The sequence below is a fragment of the Martinezella calliandrae genome (genome assembly GCF_030272695.1).
Lineage (GTDB): Bacteria > Pseudomonadota > Alphaproteobacteria > Rhizobiales > Rhizobiaceae > Rhizobium > Rhizobium calliandrae.
The window spans coordinates 45,842-64,112 of the sequence record NZ_JARFYN010000027.1 but is presented as its reverse complement, the minus strand read 5'-3'; the positions used below and the strand labels follow the sequence as shown (position 1 = coordinate 64,112).

Genomic DNA, 18,271 nt, shown 5'->3' with positions numbered 1-18,271 from the left:
CAGCAGACGAACTATTTGAAGAGATTGTCATGACCGAACAATTTGCCACCGTCATTGCCCTGCCCGCGCCTGTCCTACTGCCGATCGAAGGCGAAACCGCATTCTTCCCCGTGCGCCGCGTCTATTGCGTCGGCCGCAATTACGCCGACCATGCAATCGAGATGGGCCACGACCCTAGCCGCGAAGCGCCGTTCTTCTTCCAGAAAAATCCGGACAATCTATTTGCAAACGGTGATTTCCCCTATCCACCGCTGTCGTCGGATGTGCATCACGAGGTCGAGCTGGTGATCGCCCTGAAAGGCGGCGGCGCCGATATTGCGACCGAGAGGGCGCTGGATTGCATCTACGGCTATGCCGTCGGCATCGATTTCACCCGCCGCGACCTGCAGGGTGAAGCCAAGAAGCTTGGGCGTCCCTGGGAAGTCGCCAAGGCCTTCGAACATTCCGCCCCCGTTTCGGCTCTTGTCCCGGCAACACGCGTCGGCCATCCGGACAAGGGCGCCATCTGGCTGATGCGCAACGGCGAGTCGGCGCAAAGAGGCGACCTGTCGCAGATGATCTGGAAGGTGCCGGAAATTATTGCCGAGCTCTCGAAGCTGTTTGCGCTAGCGCCGGGCGATATCATCATGACCGGCACGCCGGCCGGCGTCGGACCTGTGGCGCGCGGCGACACGATCACCTGCGCCGTCGATGGCGTCGCGGCCTTAACGCTAAACGTCGTTTAACCGGGGAGAAACGAGATGCCGCTTTATGCCCTCGCAGGCCTGGTGCCGAAGACGCCCGATCCCGGCCGCTATTGGATAGCGCCCGACGCAAATGTGATCGGCAAGGTCGAGCTCGGCGAAGATGTCGGCATCTGGTTTGGCGCGGTCCTGCGCGGCGACAATGAGCCGATCGTTATCGGCAAGGGCACCAATATCCAGGAGGGGGCGATGGTGCACACCGACCCCGCCTTCCCGGCCACCATCGGTCAAGGCTGCACGATCGGCCACCATGCGATCATCCACGGCTGCGCGATCGGCGACAATTCGCTGATCGGCATGGGCGCCACTATCTTGAATGGCGCAAAGATTGGCAGGAATTGCCTTGTCGGTGCCAATGCACTGGTGACCGAAGGAAAGGAATTTCCCGACGGCTCATTGATCGTTGGCGCTCCGGCCAAGGCGATCCGCACGCTGGATGATGCTGCGATTGAAGGCTTGCGCCGCTCGGCCCGCAACTACATCGCCAACTGGCAGCGTTTTGCACGCGACCTCAAGAGACTGGATTAGGTGGCGTCCCCGAAAGTTCGCCGCTTTAGGGATAAAGCCGCACTGAAATTCAAGCGGCGCAGCTGGCGCAATGGCCGCGGATTTCGATGGTCGACTTCTCGGCCTTGAACTTATGCGATTTCAGCCAGTGCATCAGCCGATGGTCCACCTCATGGTCGTGGAATTCGATCACCTGGCCGCAGCTTTCGCAGATAGCGAAGGCGACGAGGCCGTGGCTATGGCAATTCTCGTCCGGATGGGCGCAGGCGACGAAGGAGTTGATGCTCTCGAGGCGATGGACGACGCCATATTCCAGCAGCTTGTCCAGCGCTCGATAGACCTGCAGCGGCGCGCGGAAACCATGATCGCGCAGCTTATCGAGGATGGTATAGGCGCTGAGCGGCGCCTCGGCCTTGGTCAGGACATCGAAAACCAGCGACTGGTTCTTGGTGAGTATCGGAGTGGTCATGTTTCCTGTCCTCCCTGATGCGCCGCCGGCGCGCCGGCCCTGCGGGCAAGGGGCAGCAGACTAATGATAAACAGAACGAGCGCCGCCACTACGATCGACGGGCCGGAAGGCGTATCGTAACGCAACGAACCGAACAGCCCGCCAACCACGGCGACGGCACCAATCAGCGACGCAAAAACAGCCATCATCTCGGGCGTCGCGGCAAAGCGGCGAGCGGTAGCGGCAGGAATGATCAGCAGCGCGGTGATCAGCAGGATACCGACGATCTTCATGGCGATGGCGATGACGATGGCCATCAGCAGCATGAAGAACAGCTTCGCCCGCTCCGGCTCAAGCCCCTCCGCCTCGGCGAGTTCCGGATTGACAGTGGAGGCGAGCAGCGGCCGCCAAAGCCAGGCAATAGCCGCCAAAACCAGAATGCCACCGCCCCAAATCAGGGCAATATCCGAGCGGTTGACGGCGAGAATGTCGCCGAAGAGGAAAGCAATGAGATCGATCCTTACCCAGCTCATGAAAGCGACGATGACGAGGCCGATCGCCAGCGTCGCATGCGACAAGATGCCGAGCAACGCATCCGCCGACAGCGCTTGGCGACGCTGGAGGAAAAGGAGCAGGATCGACACGGCCGCCGCGACCGCGAAAACGGAGAGTGTCAGGTTGAGCTGGAAGAGCAGCGACAGCGCCACGCCGAGCAATGCCGAATGCGAGATCGTATCGCCGAAATAGGCCATGCGCCGCCAGATAATGAAGCAGCCGAGCGGTCCGGTGGTCAGCGCCAGCCCGACGCCCGCAACGACGGCGCGGAGGAAGAAATCGTCAAACATGGCGTTCTCCCGCGGCATGATGATCATGGTCGCGGTGAGCATACTCATGGTCGTGGTCGTGATGGTCATGGCCATGGCCATGGCCATGATGGCCGTCGTCAGTGCGGCAATCATCGGTAATCGAGCCGTCGGCATGCTGCACGCGGCCATCAGGCAAGTGCGTATGGTCGTGGTGATGGCTGTAGATCGCCAGCGACTGGGCCGCCCGAGTGCCGAACAGCCTCACATATTCCGGGCTCTGAGTAACCGCCTGGGGCGTACCGCGGCAGCAGACATGGCCATTCAGACAAACAACAGTGTCAGTCGCGGCCATGACGACATGCAAATCATGCGAGATCAGCAGAATGCCGCAGCCTTCGGAATTGCGGATCGATTTGATGAGATCATAAAGCGCGATCTCGCCGCTGAAATCGACGCCTTGTACCGGTTCGTCCAGCACCAGCAGGTCTGGCTTGCGGGCAATGGCGCGAGCCAGCAAGGCCCGCTGGAACTCGCCACCGGAAAGATGCTGCACCTCCGCCTTGGCGAGATGGGCGATCCCCACGGCCTCCAGTGCTGCCTTCAACTCCGTTTCGGCCAACGGCCCGGTCAAAGTCATTAAACGATGGACGCTGAGCGGCAGGGTCCAGTCGACGGCAAGTTTCTGCGGCACATAACCGACCTTGAGGCCGGCAATACGTTCGACGCTGCCTTCATCCGGCTTCAATACGCCGATCGCAGTCTTTGCGCTCGTGGACTTGCCGGAACCGTTCGGACCGATCAACGTGACGATCTCGCCGCGGCTCACAGAAAAATCGACGCCGCGCACCAGCCAGCGGCCGCCACGGCGAACGCCGACGTCATGGAGCGACACAAGCGGCTGGCCCTTATTGTCCATGGAAGAAAGCATGAAATTTCCATTTGTGCTGTTGCGCCTTGCTATCGCACACGTTATAGCATAACGCAATTGATGTAATAACATAACAAACTCATTCAAGGTCAGTATCGCATGACCCCGGCAAAGGCCATCCTCCCCCTCACCGCTTCCTTGTTGCTTTTCGGGCTATTGGCTACCCCGGCAAGCGCAGATCCGCCCGAAGTGGTGGTATCGATCAAACCTGTTCACTCGCTCGTCGCAGCGATCATGCAGGGCGTCGGCGCACCGGATCTGATCGTTGACGGCGCCGCCTCGCCGCACACCTATGCGCTGAAACCCTCCAATGCGCGGGCGCTGCAATCGGCGAAGGTGGTCTTCTGGGTCGGTCCCGGCATGGAAGCTTTCCTGGAGAAGCCGCTCTCGGCCCTCGGCTCGAACGCCCTCGTCGTCGAACTCGATAAGGCACCGGGCATCGCCAAGCTGAAATTCCGCCAGGGCGGCGCGTTCGAAGCGGATGACGATGGCGACGAACCGGCGGCAAATGCGGGCGGTTCAGACGATCATGGAGCGTTCGACACACATCTGTGGCTCGATCCGCACAATGCCAAAGCGATGACGGCCGAGATCACCACGACACTGGTCGCAGCCGATCCCGCCAACGCCCTTTCCTATGAAGCGAACCAGAAGGCACTGGACGACAAACTGGACGCGCTCGATGCGGAAATCGCGTCGACCATCGCGCCGATCAAGGACAAGCCGTTCATCGTATTCCACGATGCGTACCAATATTTCGAGCGCCGCTACGGCGTACGTGTCGCAGGCTCGATCACGGTAAGCCCCGAAAGCATCCCCGGCGCTCAACGGGTGGCGGAAATCCACGGCAAGGTCGCCGATCTCGGCGCTACCTGCGTCTTCGCCGAGCCGCAATTCGAGCCGAAACTTGTCAACGTCGTCATCCAGGGTACATCAGCTAAGTCGGGCGTGCTCGATCCGGAAGCTGCGACGCTGCCGCAAGGACCGGATCTCTATTTCAACCTGATGCGAGGCATCGCCAATTCCCTGAAGTCCTGCCTCTCCTGAGACAGGTAACAATTGGCGATGGTGGCGAGCTATTGCGCGCACTTTTCCGCCGGCAATTGCGTAAAAACAAAGCAGTAGAGCGGGAAAACGAAGCTGTGAAACGCAAAAACCGCTCCAGCACCGCAAATTGAATTAACAGATAGAGGCTCGACGGCCGGTTTCTCAAGGCTTCGATGAGGAGAACGACAGCCGACTGCGCCCACCCCATGGCGCACGCGATCGCAACTCCCTTGTCAGGATGCTGAAACGGCCGGTCAGGCAACCAGCATGTTCCTCGGAACGACGCCGACTTCATGGACGACCAACAGAGCGCCGGTCACTTCGCCTCTCGACTTGGTGGCACGCAGCGGCGTCATCCGGCAATGGAGGGTCTTATTGGCATCCATCGGGTGATAGGACGGATAGAGGCATTCAACCGTCTGACCGGCGAAGCATGCGTCAAGCTTTGACTTGACGCCGTTTTCAAACCGTTCAGAACCGATGAATTCGGAAACATGCCGGCCGACCAGCTCGATCGGTTTCGATTCCAGAAACTCGGAATTGGCTGCATTGCTATAGAGATAACGATAATCGCGCGTAATGACAGCGACACGGTCCGGCAGGCTGTCGAGAATGACATCGTTCAAAACGTTGTCGTCGTCGAAACCCGCGGCCTCGCCTGCTTGCTCGTTTTTCTTTGCGGAAAACGCCATCAGCACTTCAGCCGCAGCCTGACTGGCGCCGCCAAAATAGCGATCGATCAGCGACGACAGCGACGCAGAATTACGCACCACCCGTGAGCGATCATCCGATTCCTCGCGGATGAGGTTGCTCATGAATTGCAGCTGCATGTACATTTCGAGAAGGCTGGTGGCTTTATAGGACAGGATCGCTGTTACGAGCGGCTCCAATTCGCGATCGAGTGAACCAACCAGTTCATCATCACCCAGTTTGATCGCCCGCTGAATCTGGGTGCATTTTATGGAGAAGGCATGAAAGAGTGCCAGCAAATTGCCCTCCTGTCCTTGCCCATAGTTTAGCCTCGGGCCTCAACCCCGAAGCTGCTGTGAACAAGGATCTTCAGCCTGGCGTCCGCTATCTCGCCAAACTTTCTTGCGGTTGAGATAACATGACTTACCCTCACATTCAATCCTGATAGATTGAAGTTCCCGGGAAAGGCGAATTTTTCCGAAAGTCGAGGCTTACCTAAGGTCAATATGGAAGCTCGTAGGGATTAAATTGATCCGTTCTGCTACGAACGGCCTTATTTAAGTAACACCTTTAAAAGACAGACTTTTTGATATTCCAGCGGTCGTGATACCACAGCCATTGCTCCGGATGTTCTCTTACCCAGCTTTCGACCTTGTCGTTCAGCAACTGCGCCGTCGCGGCCAGGTTGAGGTTGCCGCGCTCGTCGCGGGGCATCTCAAGTCGCGGCTCGATTTCCAGCCGATAACGGTTATCCGGCAACCGAATACAGCGAGCCGGGTAAACCTCGCAATCAAACTGACGGACCAGTTTCGGCAACAGCGGATTGGTCTTGACGTCGCGACCGAAGAACAACGTCTTCAGCCCCTTGCGAAATTTCTGGTCGACCAGCACGCCGACGCCGCTGCCGGCCTCCAATTGCCGGGCCAGGGTGAAAGACGATCCCGCATGCGAGGGCACTAGGTTTCCCATGCGCTTGGCGCGAAAATCGAAAACCTTCTGCGCCACATAGGGATTGTTCGGGGGGCGGAAGAGTACGGTAACCTTCAGCCCGAAAGCCGCCCCCGCAACTGGCAGCAGTTCGAAATTGCCCGTGTGTCCGGTAAAGACGATAAAGGGCCTCGGATTTTCCATGAGGTCGACAAAGATCGGAATGCCGGATACCTCGATGCGGCCCGGCTTCTCGCTGAAAGGATCGAAATCGAACAGCCGATCGAGGAAGACATATTCCGCTGCCAGGCGCCCCATATTGCCCCAGCTTGAAAGCGCGATCTCCCCGATCTCCGCATCGCTCTTCTCGGGAAAAGCGTTGTGCAGGTTCGCCAGCATCAGCTTGTGGCGACGCATGCGCGGCCCGATCTTGCGGGTCAGCCAGTCAGCGAAGTTGATCCCGCCATCGGCCGGAAACAGTTTTAGGAAGTTCAGGAAGCCGAAGATGATCTGCGCGATCAGCCATTGGCGGAAATGCCGGACGGCAAGCACGATCCGGGTAATGACGAGCTTCACGCCGATCAATCCATTTTGAGGATGATCTTGCCGAAAATCTGGCGCGATTCCATCCGTTCCAGGGCTCGGTCGATATCGCCGAAGCTCACTTCGGTGTCGATCACCGGATGCACCAGCCCGCGCGCCATCTTCTGCATGGCATTCGCCATATTTTCCATGCGACAGCCGAAGGAGCCAAGCAACTTCAACTGCTGCTGGAACAGCATCATCAGGTTCATGTCGGTGGAGACGCCCGAGGTCGACCCGCATGTGACGAGACGCCCGCCGCGTTTCATGCACAGCATCGACCCGGCCCAGGTATCCTTGCCAACATGTTCGAAGACGACGTCGACGCCCATCTTCTTGGTCAGCTTACGCACCACGCCTTCGAAGCGGTCGGTACGATAATTGATGACGTGATCGGCGCCGAGCGCCTTGGCCTTCTCGATCTTGTCGTCGGAGCCGACGGTCGTGATGACCGTGCAGCCGATCTTCTTTGCAAGCTGGATGGCGGCCGTGCCGATGCCGGAACCGCCGGCATGAACGAGGATCGTCTCACCCGGCTCCAGCTTGGCATTGTCGAACAGCATATGCTCGACCGTGCCGAAGGTGACGGGCGCAAGCGCCGCACCGATCGCATCGACACCCGGAGGAGCCGGGACCAGCAAGCGCGCCGGCAGATTGACCTTCTCCTGCGCGAAGCCGTCGAGATGGAAACCATGTACGCCGCCGACATGTTCGCACAGATTGTCGCGGCCCTCGCGGCAATGGCGGCAGAGCCCGCAGGTGCGCGCACCGTAGATCGACACGAGCTGGCCGGGCAGCACGTTGGCGACCCCCGGTCCGATCGCTTCGACGACGCCGGCAGCCTCAGCACCGATGACGAGCGGCATCTTGCGCTTGGCGAAGGCCATGCCGCGCCAGCCCCAGACATCGATATGATTGAGGGCGACCGCTTTGACACGCAGGGTCACCTCACCCGCGGCTGGCGCCTCCGGCTCCGGCAGATCGGTGATCTCAAGTTTGCGGTCGTCGATCAGTTGCAAAGCGCGCATAACAAAGTCCCTCGCCACTCGGGCGCAATTATATCCGGTTTTTCAGAAGTCCGATTAAGCCGGTTCAAGCGCCATGACAAGGCTGGCATTCTGCCCGCCGAACCCGAAAGAGTTCGAAAGGATGGCGCCCACCTGCTTTTCGCGCTTCTTGTTCGGCACGACGTCGAGAATGATCGACGGGTCGGGATTGTTGTAGTTGATGGTCGGTGGCAGCGTGCCGGTCAGCATCGTCTGCAGCGAAAACACCGCTTCGACCGCACCAGCCGCCGTCAGCGTATGGCCGATCATCGACTTGTTGGACGATACCGGGATGCTGGACAGCCGCTCACCGAAGACGGCGGACATGGAACCGTATTCCATCTTGTCGTTTTCCGGCGTCGATGTGCCATGGGCGTTGATATAGCCGATATCGGCCTCGGCCATCCCCGCATCCGCCAGAGCGGCGCGGATCGTTGCGATCGCCGGGCCGCCGTCCGGCGACGAGCGGGTACGGTGAAAGGAATCGGCCTTGTCGCCGGCCCCCTTCATGATGCCGAGGATCTTGGCGCCGCGCGCAACCGCCGCCTCCAGTGATTCCAGCACAAGCGTTGCGGCACCTTCTGCGATGACGAAGCCGTCGCGGTCCTTGCTGAACGGCTTGGATGCCTTGGTCGGCGGGTCGTTCTGCGTCGACAGTGCCGAAAGCAGCGAAAAGCGGATCAGCGCTTCGGCGCTGAGCGAACCATCGGTCGCCACCGTCAGCGCACGCGTCGTACGGCCCTGCCGGATTGCCTCGATGCCAAGCTGGATCGCGGTCACGCCCGATGCACAGGCCGTGGACAAGGTCACAGGCAGCCCGCGTGTGCCGAAACGATCTGCGAGCCGCTCCGAAATCGCGCCGAACAGGGCCGCCTCGTGGAAAGCCGGATCGGGGCGCTCACGCATGGCGGCGAGGAAACGCTCATAGGCGTCGCCCGGATGATCCGCCGGCGGCGACCGGTCGGCCAGCTCGAAACGTGCGCTCCATTCCGGTTCGATCGGCGGTGCGGCAAGGAAAAGCGGTGCGTTGAAATCGCCGGAAATGCCGGCCTGGGCTAGCGCCTCGGTCGTGGTCTCGCGGGCGAAGGCATAAGAGCGCTCGACGGCGTTCGGCACCGGAATGTCGATGAAATCCACGGTACCGGCAATGCGCGTCGAAAGTCCGTCGGTCGGGAAACGCGTGATGCCATGGATGCCCGACGTCCCCGATGAAAGCGCGTTCCAATTGTCCTGCAGTCCCTGGCCGAGCGAGGTGATGATGCCCATGCCGGTAACGGCGACGATCGGGCGGCCAAGATGATCCTTATAGGCAGATGCGGTCATGATCTTAACTCCTCACGCTTCGGCGGAAAGTACGGCGACACCTTCACCGCGCGCATGACCAACGGTGGTCACGACAGCTTTCTGCGCGCCGGCGCTCATCGGCTTTTCATGCGTGACGTCGAAAGGCGGCACCTTGGCCCTGTTGGCAACCGCGAGCGCTGCCAAGGCAAGCCCGAGCGGAAACTGGCTTTCAAGCCCATGGCCGGAGATACCGGCATAGCCGCGAATGGCCGATGCCGGAAGCTGCGCCTCCAGCACGGACTTTTCGCGGGTCGCGAGATCTTGAATTGCCGTCGTTCCGCAGAAGATGACGGTGCTGTCACCCTCAGCTCCCTTGGCAGGCTCGAGCAAGCGCTCAAGCCTCGCTTCGAACTTGCCGTCGTCGCGGCTGCCGCGATCGCCTTCGATGGCGTCGATCGTTGCGTAGATGCGTGCGCCACGGCCTTCGGCATGGGCGCGCGATTCAAGCACCAGGAAGGCGCTGAGCGAACCGAGGATCATGCCGCCGCCGTTTTCCGGCTTGCGGGACCAGAGTGGATGCCAATCACCCGTCGCGTGCGCGCTCACCGATTCGATCAGCAACACCATGTCCAGGCGCTCCGCAGAAAACGCGCCGCCGACCAGTGCGTGGCTCGATTCGCCCGACTTGATCCGATGAAAAGCGGTCTCGACGGCCGAAATGCCGGAAGCCTCCTCGCCCATGAAGGTGCGCGACGAACCCGTGACCTTGTGGACGATCGAGATATTGCCGGCGAGCAAATTGGAAAGTTGCGCCAGAAACAGCGTCGGACGAAGCTCCGTCGTCAGCTTCTCGTTTAGAAGCACTTCGCGATCATTACGTTTCAAGCCTTCATTGACGATCAGCGTATCGACATTGATGTCGCGCTCGCCGCCGCCGGCCGCAACGATCATGTCCATGCTGCCGCAAGCCTCGAGATCGTCCTTGAATCCAGCGTCATCCAGCGCCAGGCCGGCTGTAAAGACGCCAATGCGCTGCCAGTTTTCCATCTGGCGCTGATCACCGCGCTTCGGGATCTGCTGCGACCAGTCGATGTCCGGCAGCGGATGCACGGGATAGGGCTTGAATTTCTCGGTTTCGACGATGGTCGGCGGCGCCTGGTCCGATTTCAGCAGGGCGACGTGCACATCCTTGCCAACACCCTGACAAGTGACGATGCCGATACCCGTGATCACCACATCATTTAGAGCCTTGCTCATTCATCAATCCTCTTAGAATGCGGCGCCATGCAAGCCTGAAACGTCAGCCATTGGCAGCGATAGCGTCGAGAAGCCCGACCTCACCTGCCCGCTTGCGCACGATATCGGCGAGCGGCACCTCATTAAACGGCATGGTGCGCAGCTTCAACTGCGCATCGCAGATCTTCTTGCCGGCGATCGTGATCCGTGCCTTCGTCACCGCAAAGCCCGAACCGTCATGCTCCAGTTCCGCGACGATGTCGAGTTCGGCTTCCGGCTCGACGAAAGTGCGCATCTTGGCGCCGTCGACCGACATCAGGAACGGCATATAGGCAAACTTCGTCGCGGCGAGCACGAGCATGCCGGACGCCTGTGCCATGGTTTCGATGAGGAGGACACCGGGAACGAGCGGCATGCCGGGAAAATGGCCTTCGAAAACAGGGCTCTTGGCCGGGACGACCGAATGCGCCTTCAAAACGCCCTTGGACAGATCGACCGATTGGACCCGGTCAATCATCTGGAAATATTCCAACAGCATCAACGCCTCCGATTCGACCCGGTGGCGCGCTTGGCCCGGGAAGAATGCGATAATTAGGAACAAAACCGCCCGGCCGCCATATTCAGGGGCGGCTGGGCGTCAAAAAAGCAAAGACGTTGCTCAGCCCTTGGCGGCGCGCAATTCGTCGATCTTGGCGCAGAGATTCTTGAGGACGAAGTATTCCTCGGTCGAAACCTTGCCCTCGTTGACTTCCTGCGTCCATTGTTCCAGCGGAATCTTGATGCCGAATTCCTTGTCGATGGCAAAGACGATGTCCAGGAAATCAAGGCTGTCGATACCTAGGTCGTCGATCGTGTGGCTCTCTGGGGTGATCGTTTCACGGTCGATTTCGCTGGTCTCAGCGATGATGTCGGCAACTTTGTCGAATGTAGCAGTCACGCCCATACCTCTTGAAATGATAATTCAACCCTCCTCATAGGGAAATCCATTCCAAAAGCCAATGGTTTCCGCCTGAGACCCCAGTAATTTGACCAAGCACTGTTGCTCAAACAGCAAAGATACTTGCCGTGCACAATTGCCGGAATAACGGCCGACATGCGAGCAAGATGCGGCAGTATTGCGGCCTGAAGGCCATGCTGAGCAAATTAACCACAACCACGAGCAGACCGCCGGAGCAATGAACAAGCGACGATCATTGGCTGATGACGATGCGAGTATTGCTCAGACCGGCCTGCGAGGCCATAGAGAAGAAGGTTGCGGCGTTTTGCGGCTCGAGACGTATGCAGCCATGCGAGGCAGGCCGGCCGAGATGTCTGAGTTCATAGGTGCCATGCACTGCATAGCCGCCGTCGAAGAACACCGCATAAGGCATCGGCGCATTGTCGTATTTCTTCGAGCGATGATCGCGCGACAACCATTTCGCCGTATAGGAGCCGATCGGGGTCACATAGCCCCTGCGCGCCGTCGATACCTTCCAGCGATACTTCAAAACGCCGTCCTCGGAAACGGTCATCGTCTGCGATCGAAGATCAATTTTGGCAATTACACTTCCAGCCTGCGCTGAAGCGACATGAAATTGCACGCACAGACATGCGGCAACGGCTGCCAGTATTCGTCTCATCTTGTCCCCTTCCACCGTTGCTTCTTTTCGAAACAATTCCGATGAAAGGCAAATCTACCAGCTCTCAGATTATACTAAATTAATACAGATAGTGAGTAATTCGTTAACGCAGAATCCTCCATCTATAGCAGCAGCAGGAAGACGACAAAGGTAAAGAGCGTCAGCATCGTGCATGCCGCATGAAAGATCGAGATGCCGGCCTCGACATCGCTGACGGTGGCGGTGTCGCGGCCCGAACCGTTGATCATCGGTTCGCGCACGATCTCACCACCATAGACACGCGGCCCTGCAAGCTGGATATCCAGCGCGCCCGCCATCGCCGCTTCCGGCCGGCCCGAATTCGGTGAGCGGTGCAGCCCACCGTCACGGACCGCAACGCGGATCGTGTTGCCGAGCGCGGAAATCCCCTTCTTGGCGAGCGCGCCGGCGGCAATCAACAGGATCGATAGTCGCGCCGCCGGCCAGTTGGCGACGTCGTCCAGCCGGGCTGCGGCCCAGCCGAAATCGATATAGGTCTCGGATTTATGGCCGATCATCGAATCGGCCGTATTCAGCATCTTGTAGACAAACAGGCCCGGCAGGCCAAAAATGGCATACCAAAGCGCTGGCGCCACGACGCCATCGGAAAAATTCTCGGCAAGGCTCTCGATCGCGGCGCGGCAAACGCCGGATTCATCCAGGGTTTCAGGATCTCGCCCGACGATGCGTGCTACGGCGCGACGTCCGCCGTCCAGTCCTTCGGTGCGCAACGCCTTCGACACCTCGCCGACATGATCGGAAAGGCTCTTCTGCGCCAGGAAGATCGCCACCAGCCCTGCTTCGAGCAGGATGCCGAGCCGGCCGAAAAAGACGAGCAGCCCATGCACGGCAAAGCCGGCTATGACCGCGCCGAAAAGCAGCGCGACGATCGACATCACCCCATTGCGACGCCGCACCGAACCCGGCAGATGCTTGGTGTTGAAATGGCGGTCGAAGAAGGAAATCGCCCTGCCGAAAAGCACGACGGGATGCGGCAGGCGCTGCCACAGCCAATCGGGATCGCCGATCAGGCGGTCCAACAGCAGGGCCAGAACGAGGATAAGCAAGTGTAAGTCGATTATCATATCGAATAATCCTCGAACGCCCGGGCAAGCCTGCGATCGGCTTCCTCGTCTGGAGCAAGGCCGAAGCGCAGCCAATTCGGCGCATAGTCGAACTTACGGACGAGAATATGATGGCCGCAGAGATGCGAATATATGTCGCTTGCACAATCATCGGCAACAAGCGCGAACAACCCCGTGCCACCGATCGTCTTGAGTTTGGCCCGGCGAAGTACCGCAGCTAGCGCCGATCTGCGATCGAGAATGCGGTTGCGAATGGAGGCGCTCTCGCCAGTCATCAAGGAGGTGGCCAGTGAAAGCGCCGGCCCGGAAACCGCCCAAGGGCCCAGCCAGTCTTCGAAACGCTCTAAGATCGAGTCTTGCGCGATTACGAAACCGAGACGCAGACCGGCCAAGCCAAAGAACTTGCCGAATGAGCGAAAGATGATGAGGTTCGGCATAAAGGCTGCGTGCGGGGCAAGGCTGCTTTCGGGGTCCATATCCCCGAATGCTTCGTCGACGACGAGCATGCCGCCGCGTTCCCGCAGCCGATCATGCAATTGCTGCAGACGCTCGACCGACAGCGTCCTGCCATCCGGATTGTTGGGATTGACGACGACGACCAGCTTGTGTTCGGGGGTAAGATCATCGATCTTGGCAATCCCAGGGGCAGGCAAGCCGGCGAGCGCGAAGGTGCGGGCATATTCCCCATAGGTCGGAGACAGGATGGCGGCATTACCGGCCGATCCAAGCCGTGGCAGAAGCTGGATCACCGATTGCGTACCAGGGACCGGCAAAGGCCGGATATCGCCACTGCGATAATAGGTCCGCGCGGCTTCCCTCGCCCGTTCGGCCAGATGCTGGTCCGGCAGCCGATGCCATGTGGACAAAGGGATCTCCGGCAAAGCGATGGGATTTGGATTGATGCCAGTCGACAGATCAAGCCAGTCCTCCGGTCGCCCGCCGTAAAGACGAGCCGCCGCCGTAATGCCGCCGCCGTGCACGATCCTGCTCGTCATACCTTATCACCGGCAAGGTCGATCAGGTGCATGTAGGAACCGGCGACATTGCCGCGCTGCAGGCCCGCCGTGCCGAGATCGGCCCCGAGCGCGTCCTTGACCGCAAATAGCCGATCCGCCTCGCCTTCGGAGACGATGGTGGAATAGTGAAATTCATGCGCGGTCATCGGCCGGTCGAAGAATGAGCCGGCAAGCGGCGCCACGCGCCGGTAACCGAGATGCCGTTGGCGCTTCTCATAGCTGGTAACGACCGGCAGCAGGCCGAGCATTTCATGGCGCGTACCGGTGGCATCCACCAATCCCTCGCCCAGCACCATATAGCCGCCACACTCGCCATAAATTCGCACGCCCTTCTCGGCTGCAGCCTGTATTGCCCCGTGAAAATGGGTCGCAATCGCAAGCTTGCCAGCATGCAGTTCCGGATAGCCGCCGGGCAGGTAGATAGCGTCGGCGTCCGCTATCGGAGCCTCATTGGCAAGCGGCGAGAAAAACGAAATCTCCGCCCCCCGTCGCCGCCAGCCGAGCAGCATATGCTCGTAGCAGAAGGCGAAAGCGATATCGCGCGCCACGGCGATGCGCTGTCCGAACGGCATCAGCCGGGCAATGTTGGCGGCGGATGGCCGGACGATATTCTGGTGAGCGGCGCGCAGCAGCAACCCGAAATCACACGCCGTCGACAACGTCTCTGCCGCATGTTCGATGAACGCCTCCAGCCCGGCATGTTCCCCCGCCTGCACCAGCCCGAGATGCCGCTCCGGCAGCGCGAGCCCCTTGTCGGAGCGAATGACGGCGGCAACGGGGATACCCACGGCCTCGAGTGCCCGGCGCAGCATCGCCTCGTGCCGGTCGCTACCGACGCGGTTTAGGACTACCCCGGCGATGCGGACATCGGCGCGGAAATTGGCAAAGCCGCTGACAAGGGCGGCAACCGACTGCGACATGCGCGAAGCATCGACCACCAACACCACGGAAAGCCCGAGGAAGGCGGCAAGATCGGCCGGCGTGCCGGAACCATCCGCCGCGCCGTCAAACAGCCCCATCATCGCTTCGATGACCAGCATCCGTCCGCCGGCACGATGCAGCGCCGAATTGGCGGAGATCAATTCGGGGCGCATGGCCCAGGGATCGAAATTGAGACAGGGCGAACCGGTAGCGGCCGCTAGGAAAGCAGGGTCGATATAGTCGGGGCCGGCTTTACCCGGCGCCACCGCAATTCCTCTTGTTCGCAACGCTCGCAACAGGCCGAGCGTAACCGTGGTCTTGCCCGAGCCCGAGGCCGGCGCGGCGATCAGCAGGCCGCTCATGCCGACACCTTATGAGCCGCAGCCGCCCGCACCTCCGTCTCCGCAAGGAGCTGGCGGCCGGACAAAGCCCCCAGCCAATCGAGGCAAGGACGCAACCGCACGACATCACCGACCACGACGATCGCCGGCGGCTCCAGGCCGGACGCGGCGACATCGGCTTCGGCTTGCCCGAGCGTCGTCTCCAGCACCTGCTGCGCAGGCGTCGCGGCATTGCAGACGAAAGCGACCGGCTCGTCGGCCGAACGGCCGGCGGCAATGAGGTTGGCGCTGATCTGAGCTATGTGCTTCATCGCCATATACATGACGATGACCGGCGAGCCCTTGCCGACCGCCTCCCAGTTGATCGCGTCCGGCACGACGCCGGACGAATCATGGCCCGTCAGGAAAGTCACGGCATGATTGACGTCGCGATGTGTGACGGGAATGCCGGCATAGGCGAGACCGCCAATACCGGCGGTGATGCCGGGTACGATACGGAAAGGAATACCGTGTTCGACCAGCGTCAAAGCCTCTTCGCCGCCGCGACCGAATACAAAGGGATCGCCGCCCTTCAGCCGCAACACACGCTTGCCCGCGCGCGCCAGCTCGACAAGACGCAGCGAAATATCCCGCTGCCTGGCGGACGGCTTGCCACCGCGCTTGCCTGCATATTCCAGCAGAGCACCGGGATTGGCGAGTTTCAGACAATCCTCGTTGACGAGCGCGTCGTGCACGATGATATCCGCTTGCGCCAGTCCTTTGGCCGCGAGCAAGGTCAAAAGTCCGGGATCACCCGGCCCGGCGCCAACGAGCCAGACGGAGCCCGGCTCAAGCGCCGGCAGATTGGAAAATGCGGTATCGTTCATCCCACCTGTCCTATGCCCGGATGGGCAAAATTGCAATCTTGAGAATGGGATAAGGCGGCTTCGGTTCGACCCCCATCTCTATCCGGGGATAATAGGGCAGAGCGGGTCTCTGCAGCAGCGGTGCTGCGCTATTCGCTTTCCCCAAGACGACGAAGACGCCGGAAGCAAAAGCGATTCATCGCTCCAAATCCTTGATCCGGATTGTAGGAAGGCGGCGAAAGCATTTGATAATATTATGAAATGGCTTGCGTTGAGAACAAGGCTTTTAAAGAGGGCAGCCGAGCCGCCCTCTCAATCCGGCTTCAGTGGTTCACTTGCCGAGGATCACGTCGCGGATCAGGTCGATAACCGCTTGCGAGCGAATGCCGGTGCAGACTATCTGGTTCGGTAGATTATCCCATTCGTTCGGCGCAAAACGTCGTCCGTTCTGCTTGACGATCGTCTGGCCGTCGGCAATGCCGCCGCAGACGACACGCACGGAGCCCTCGACCGTATTGAACAGCTCCGGTGCCACGACATAGACGCAAGCGCAGCTATCGTGCACCATCATGCCGTCGTCCACCGCATGACTGTAGAAGTCGATATAGGACTGCGACAGATCTGACAGCAACTGTACGGACGGGCCGCCGGCCTTTGCCATATCGGCAAGATAGCTGCGGCTCATCGTCGTGACCGCAGTGACGTCGAGACCGACGACCACGACTTTCCAGGATGCTGTCAGGACGGCGTCGGCGGCTTCCGGATCGCCGTGGATATTGGCTTCAGCCACTGGCGTCACGTTGCCCGGAACATAGAAGCTGCCGCCCATGATGACGACGTCTTTGACCAGACTGGCGATCTCGGGGTCGTGCTTCAGCGCCAATGCCAGATTGGTCATACGGCCGACGGCGACCAGCGTCACCTCACCCGGATTGGCGCGGACCGTATCGATGATGAACTGATAGGCCGGGCGAGGATCGACCGGCAGATCGATCGTCGCTGGCACTTCGATATCCCCGAGGCCGTTATGACCGTGCACGTAGGTCGGCCAAGCCCGCTCCTTGCGTGAAGGATCGAACGTGACGCTGGCGCCGCGGGCAACCGGGCACGGAATGCTCCACTCGCGCTTTAAAAACAGCGCATTGCGCGTCGTCGTATCAACGGAAGCGTTGCCGAACACCGTGGTGACGCCGAGAAGATGGATATCGGGATGGCGGTGCAGGAAGAGAAGCGCCATGGCGTCGTCGACACCAGGGTCCGTGTCGTAAATGACCTTGTGCATGATTTTTCCTTATTGTCCTTTTGATCAAGGTTGACCTTATCCAAAAACCGCGCCGCACTTTTTGGGATCATGTTTGCGAGGCCGCCGGGAGACGCGAGAACCGCGATCGGCGAAATGCTCACCATAGCCACGGCCGCCAGTTCTGCAATATCGGATGGAATCTCGCGTGAATTCGCCACAGATTGCGACAAATCGAGACCGGCGAACCAACAATCAGCCAATTTTCGCAATTGCAGCGGTGGAAAAGCTGGATTTGATTTTCGGAAGGACAAGGTCTGCAATGGGTCCGGCGGCAGCCAGCGCAGCCGCTTCTGCGACGCCATGACAGCCGACGCGAGCAAAGACGAGCTCGGACGGATTCTTCAAACGCGGCGTCTCACGCTCGAGCGTTGCGGCGTCGAAAAAGCGCAACGATAGGCGAAGATATGCAGCCGTCTCCACGATCGCCTTCTCGTTGCTGCGCGTATCGATCGAGGCGATCGCCAGGATCTGATCGGCTTCTATCCCGCCCTCTTGTAGTGCGCGCTCGGCAAGCAAGCGCACATCGTTCCAGTCCGTACCGCGTTCGCAGCCGAGACCGAGGAAGTAGCGGCGGGTCATAGGATCAGGGGTCGTCATGGGGCCTCAGCGACGGCAGTGATGATTGGGCACGTTCTCGCCTGCTGCGTCTTTGTGCATGGCCCCTCACCCTAGCCCTTTTTTTGCAATGCAGAGGGAGAGGAAACGACAGCGCCTTGACCTCCTCGCTCACCATCGAGTGACAAGGTCCTGCGGGTTTTTCCGTCGTCCCTTCACCCCGTTGGGAACCGGGAGAGGGCTAGGATGAGGGGCCATGCACAAAGATAGGGCAAAAACGCATCACCTGACCATCTACAGATCCAACCCCTGCCCGTCAATTTC

20 protein-coding genes are annotated in these 18,271 nt (G+C 60.1%); 3 read left to right on the top strand and 17 right to left on the bottom strand.

Features of this window, described 5'->3' with window-relative positions; genetic code table 11:
• Positions 1-29 precede the first annotated feature (29 nt).
• Together PY650_RS20290 and PY650_RS20285 are read left to right on the top strand one after the other, a co-directional pair.
• On the top strand, positions 30-725 hold the full coding sequence (locus PY650_RS20290; RefSeq protein WP_285881343.1) for a fumarylacetoacetate hydrolase family protein: 696 nt from the start codon (positions 30-32) through the stop codon (positions 723-725).
• Positions 726-740: 15 nt separating this feature from the next.
• On the top strand, positions 741-1,271 hold the full coding sequence (locus PY650_RS20285; RefSeq protein ID WP_285881342.1) for a gamma carbonic anhydrase family protein: 531 nt from the start codon (positions 741-743) through the stop codon (positions 1,269-1,271).
• A 49-nt stretch (positions 1,272-1,320) separates the two neighbouring features.
• On the opposite strand, the gene PY650_RS20280 is transcribed toward PY650_RS20285, so the two are convergent.
• Genes PY650_RS20280 through PY650_RS20270 form a run of 3 tightly spaced genes read right to left on the bottom strand, consistent with a single transcriptional unit; the run spans position 1,321 to position 3,432 of the window.
• Complete coding sequence (locus PY650_RS20280; protein WP_285866489.1) at positions 1,321-1,719, bottom strand: Fur family transcriptional regulator; 399 nt, start codon at positions 1,717-1,719, stop codon at positions 1,321-1,323.
• Positions 1,716-2,543 (bottom strand): zinc ABC transporter permease subunit ZnuB, encoded by an 828-nt coding sequence (znuB, locus tag PY650_RS20275; protein ID WP_285881341.1) that lies wholly within the window; start codon positions 2,541-2,543, stop codon positions 1,716-1,718. The genes PY650_RS20280 and znuB overlap by 4 nt, the downstream gene beginning before the upstream one ends.
• Complete coding sequence (locus tag PY650_RS20270) at positions 2,536-3,432, bottom strand: ATP-binding cassette domain-containing protein (RefSeq protein WP_285881340.1); 897 nt, start codon at positions 3,430-3,432, stop codon at positions 2,536-2,538. Before PY650_RS20270 ends, znuB begins: the two co-directional genes overlap by 8 nt.
• A gap of 99 nt (positions 3,433-3,531) precedes the next feature.
• Here PY650_RS20270 and PY650_RS20265 point away from each other — a divergent pair, with 99 nt between their 5' ends.
• Positions 3,532-4,479 (top strand): zinc ABC transporter substrate-binding protein, encoded by a 948-nt coding sequence (locus tag PY650_RS20265; protein WP_285881339.1) that lies wholly within the window; start codon positions 3,532-3,534, stop codon positions 4,477-4,479.
• A gap of 254 nt (positions 4,480-4,733) precedes the next feature.
• On the opposite strand, the gene PY650_RS20260 is transcribed toward PY650_RS20265, so the two are convergent.
• The 14 genes from PY650_RS20260 to PY650_RS20195 form a co-directional block, all read right to left on the bottom strand.
• Positions 4,734-5,468 (bottom strand): PAS domain-containing protein, encoded by a 735-nt coding sequence (locus PY650_RS20260; protein WP_285881338.1) that lies wholly within the window; start codon positions 5,466-5,468, stop codon positions 4,734-4,736.
• 271 nt (positions 5,469-5,739) lie between these two features.
• Entirely contained in the window at positions 5,740-6,672 is a 933-nt protein-coding gene (locus tag PY650_RS20255) for a lipid A biosynthesis lauroyl acyltransferase (protein WP_285881337.1), read from the bottom strand.
• A 5-nt stretch (positions 6,673-6,677) separates the two neighbouring features.
• Positions 6,678-7,706, bottom strand: coding sequence for a zinc-binding dehydrogenase (locus PY650_RS20250; protein ID WP_285881336.1), 1,029 nt, complete (start codon positions 7,704-7,706; stop codon positions 6,678-6,680).
• 54 nt (positions 7,707-7,760) lie between these two features.
• Entirely contained in the window at positions 7,761-9,047 is a 1,287-nt protein-coding gene (locus PY650_RS20245) for a beta-ketoacyl-ACP synthase (protein WP_285881335.1), read from the bottom strand.
• A gap of 12 nt (positions 9,048-9,059) precedes the next feature.
• On the bottom strand, positions 9,060-10,265 hold the full coding sequence (locus tag PY650_RS20240) for a beta-ketoacyl-ACP synthase (RefSeq protein WP_285881334.1): 1,206 nt from the start codon (positions 10,263-10,265) through the stop codon (positions 9,060-9,062).
• A 43-nt stretch (positions 10,266-10,308) separates the two neighbouring features.
• Positions 10,309-10,782: a 3-hydroxyacyl-ACP dehydratase FabZ family protein gene (locus PY650_RS20235; protein ID WP_285881333.1), complete on the bottom strand. Its 474-nt coding sequence runs from the start codon at positions 10,780-10,782 to the stop codon at positions 10,309-10,311.
• A 120-nt stretch (positions 10,783-10,902) separates the two neighbouring features.
• Positions 10,903-11,187, bottom strand: coding sequence for an acyl carrier protein (locus PY650_RS20230; protein WP_003495848.1), 285 nt, complete (start codon positions 11,185-11,187; stop codon positions 10,903-10,905).
• A gap of 247 nt (positions 11,188-11,434) precedes the next feature.
• Positions 11,435-11,863, bottom strand: a complete 429-nt coding sequence (locus PY650_RS20225; protein WP_285881332.1) for a L,D-transpeptidase — start codon at positions 11,861-11,863, stop codon at positions 11,435-11,437.
• A gap of 122 nt (positions 11,864-11,985) precedes the next feature.
• Positions 11,986-12,966, bottom strand: a complete 981-nt coding sequence (gene cbiB / locus PY650_RS20220) for an adenosylcobinamide-phosphate synthase CbiB (RefSeq protein ID WP_285881331.1) — start codon at positions 12,964-12,966, stop codon at positions 11,986-11,988.
• Positions 12,963-13,961 (bottom strand): threonine-phosphate decarboxylase CobD, encoded by a 999-nt coding sequence (gene cobD / locus PY650_RS20215; RefSeq protein ID WP_285881330.1) that lies wholly within the window; start codon positions 13,959-13,961, stop codon positions 12,963-12,965. The genes cbiB and cobD overlap by 4 nt, the downstream gene beginning before the upstream one ends.
• Positions 13,958-15,265, bottom strand: coding sequence for a cobyrinic acid a,c-diamide synthase CobB (locus PY650_RS20210; RefSeq protein WP_285881329.1), 1,308 nt, complete (start codon positions 15,263-15,265; stop codon positions 13,958-13,960). Before PY650_RS20210 ends, cobD begins: the two co-directional genes overlap by 4 nt.
• The gene (gene cobA, locus PY650_RS20205) at positions 15,262-16,110 is read right to left on the bottom strand and encodes a uroporphyrinogen-III C-methyltransferase (RefSeq protein WP_285881328.1); all 849 of its coding nucleotides are present in this window, start codon (positions 16,108-16,110) and stop codon (positions 15,262-15,264) included. The genes PY650_RS20210 and cobA overlap by 4 nt, the downstream gene beginning before the upstream one ends.
• Before the next feature lie 310 nt (positions 16,111-16,420).
• Entirely contained in the window at positions 16,421-17,371 is a 951-nt protein-coding gene (locus PY650_RS20200) for a nucleoside hydrolase (RefSeq protein ID WP_285881327.1), read from the bottom strand.
• Positions 17,372-17,584: 213 nt separating this feature from the next.
• On the bottom strand, positions 17,585-17,989 hold the full coding sequence (locus PY650_RS20195) for a cobalamin biosynthesis protein (protein ID WP_285881325.1): 405 nt from the start codon (positions 17,987-17,989) through the stop codon (positions 17,585-17,587).
• Positions 17,990-18,271: the final 282 nt, after the last annotated feature.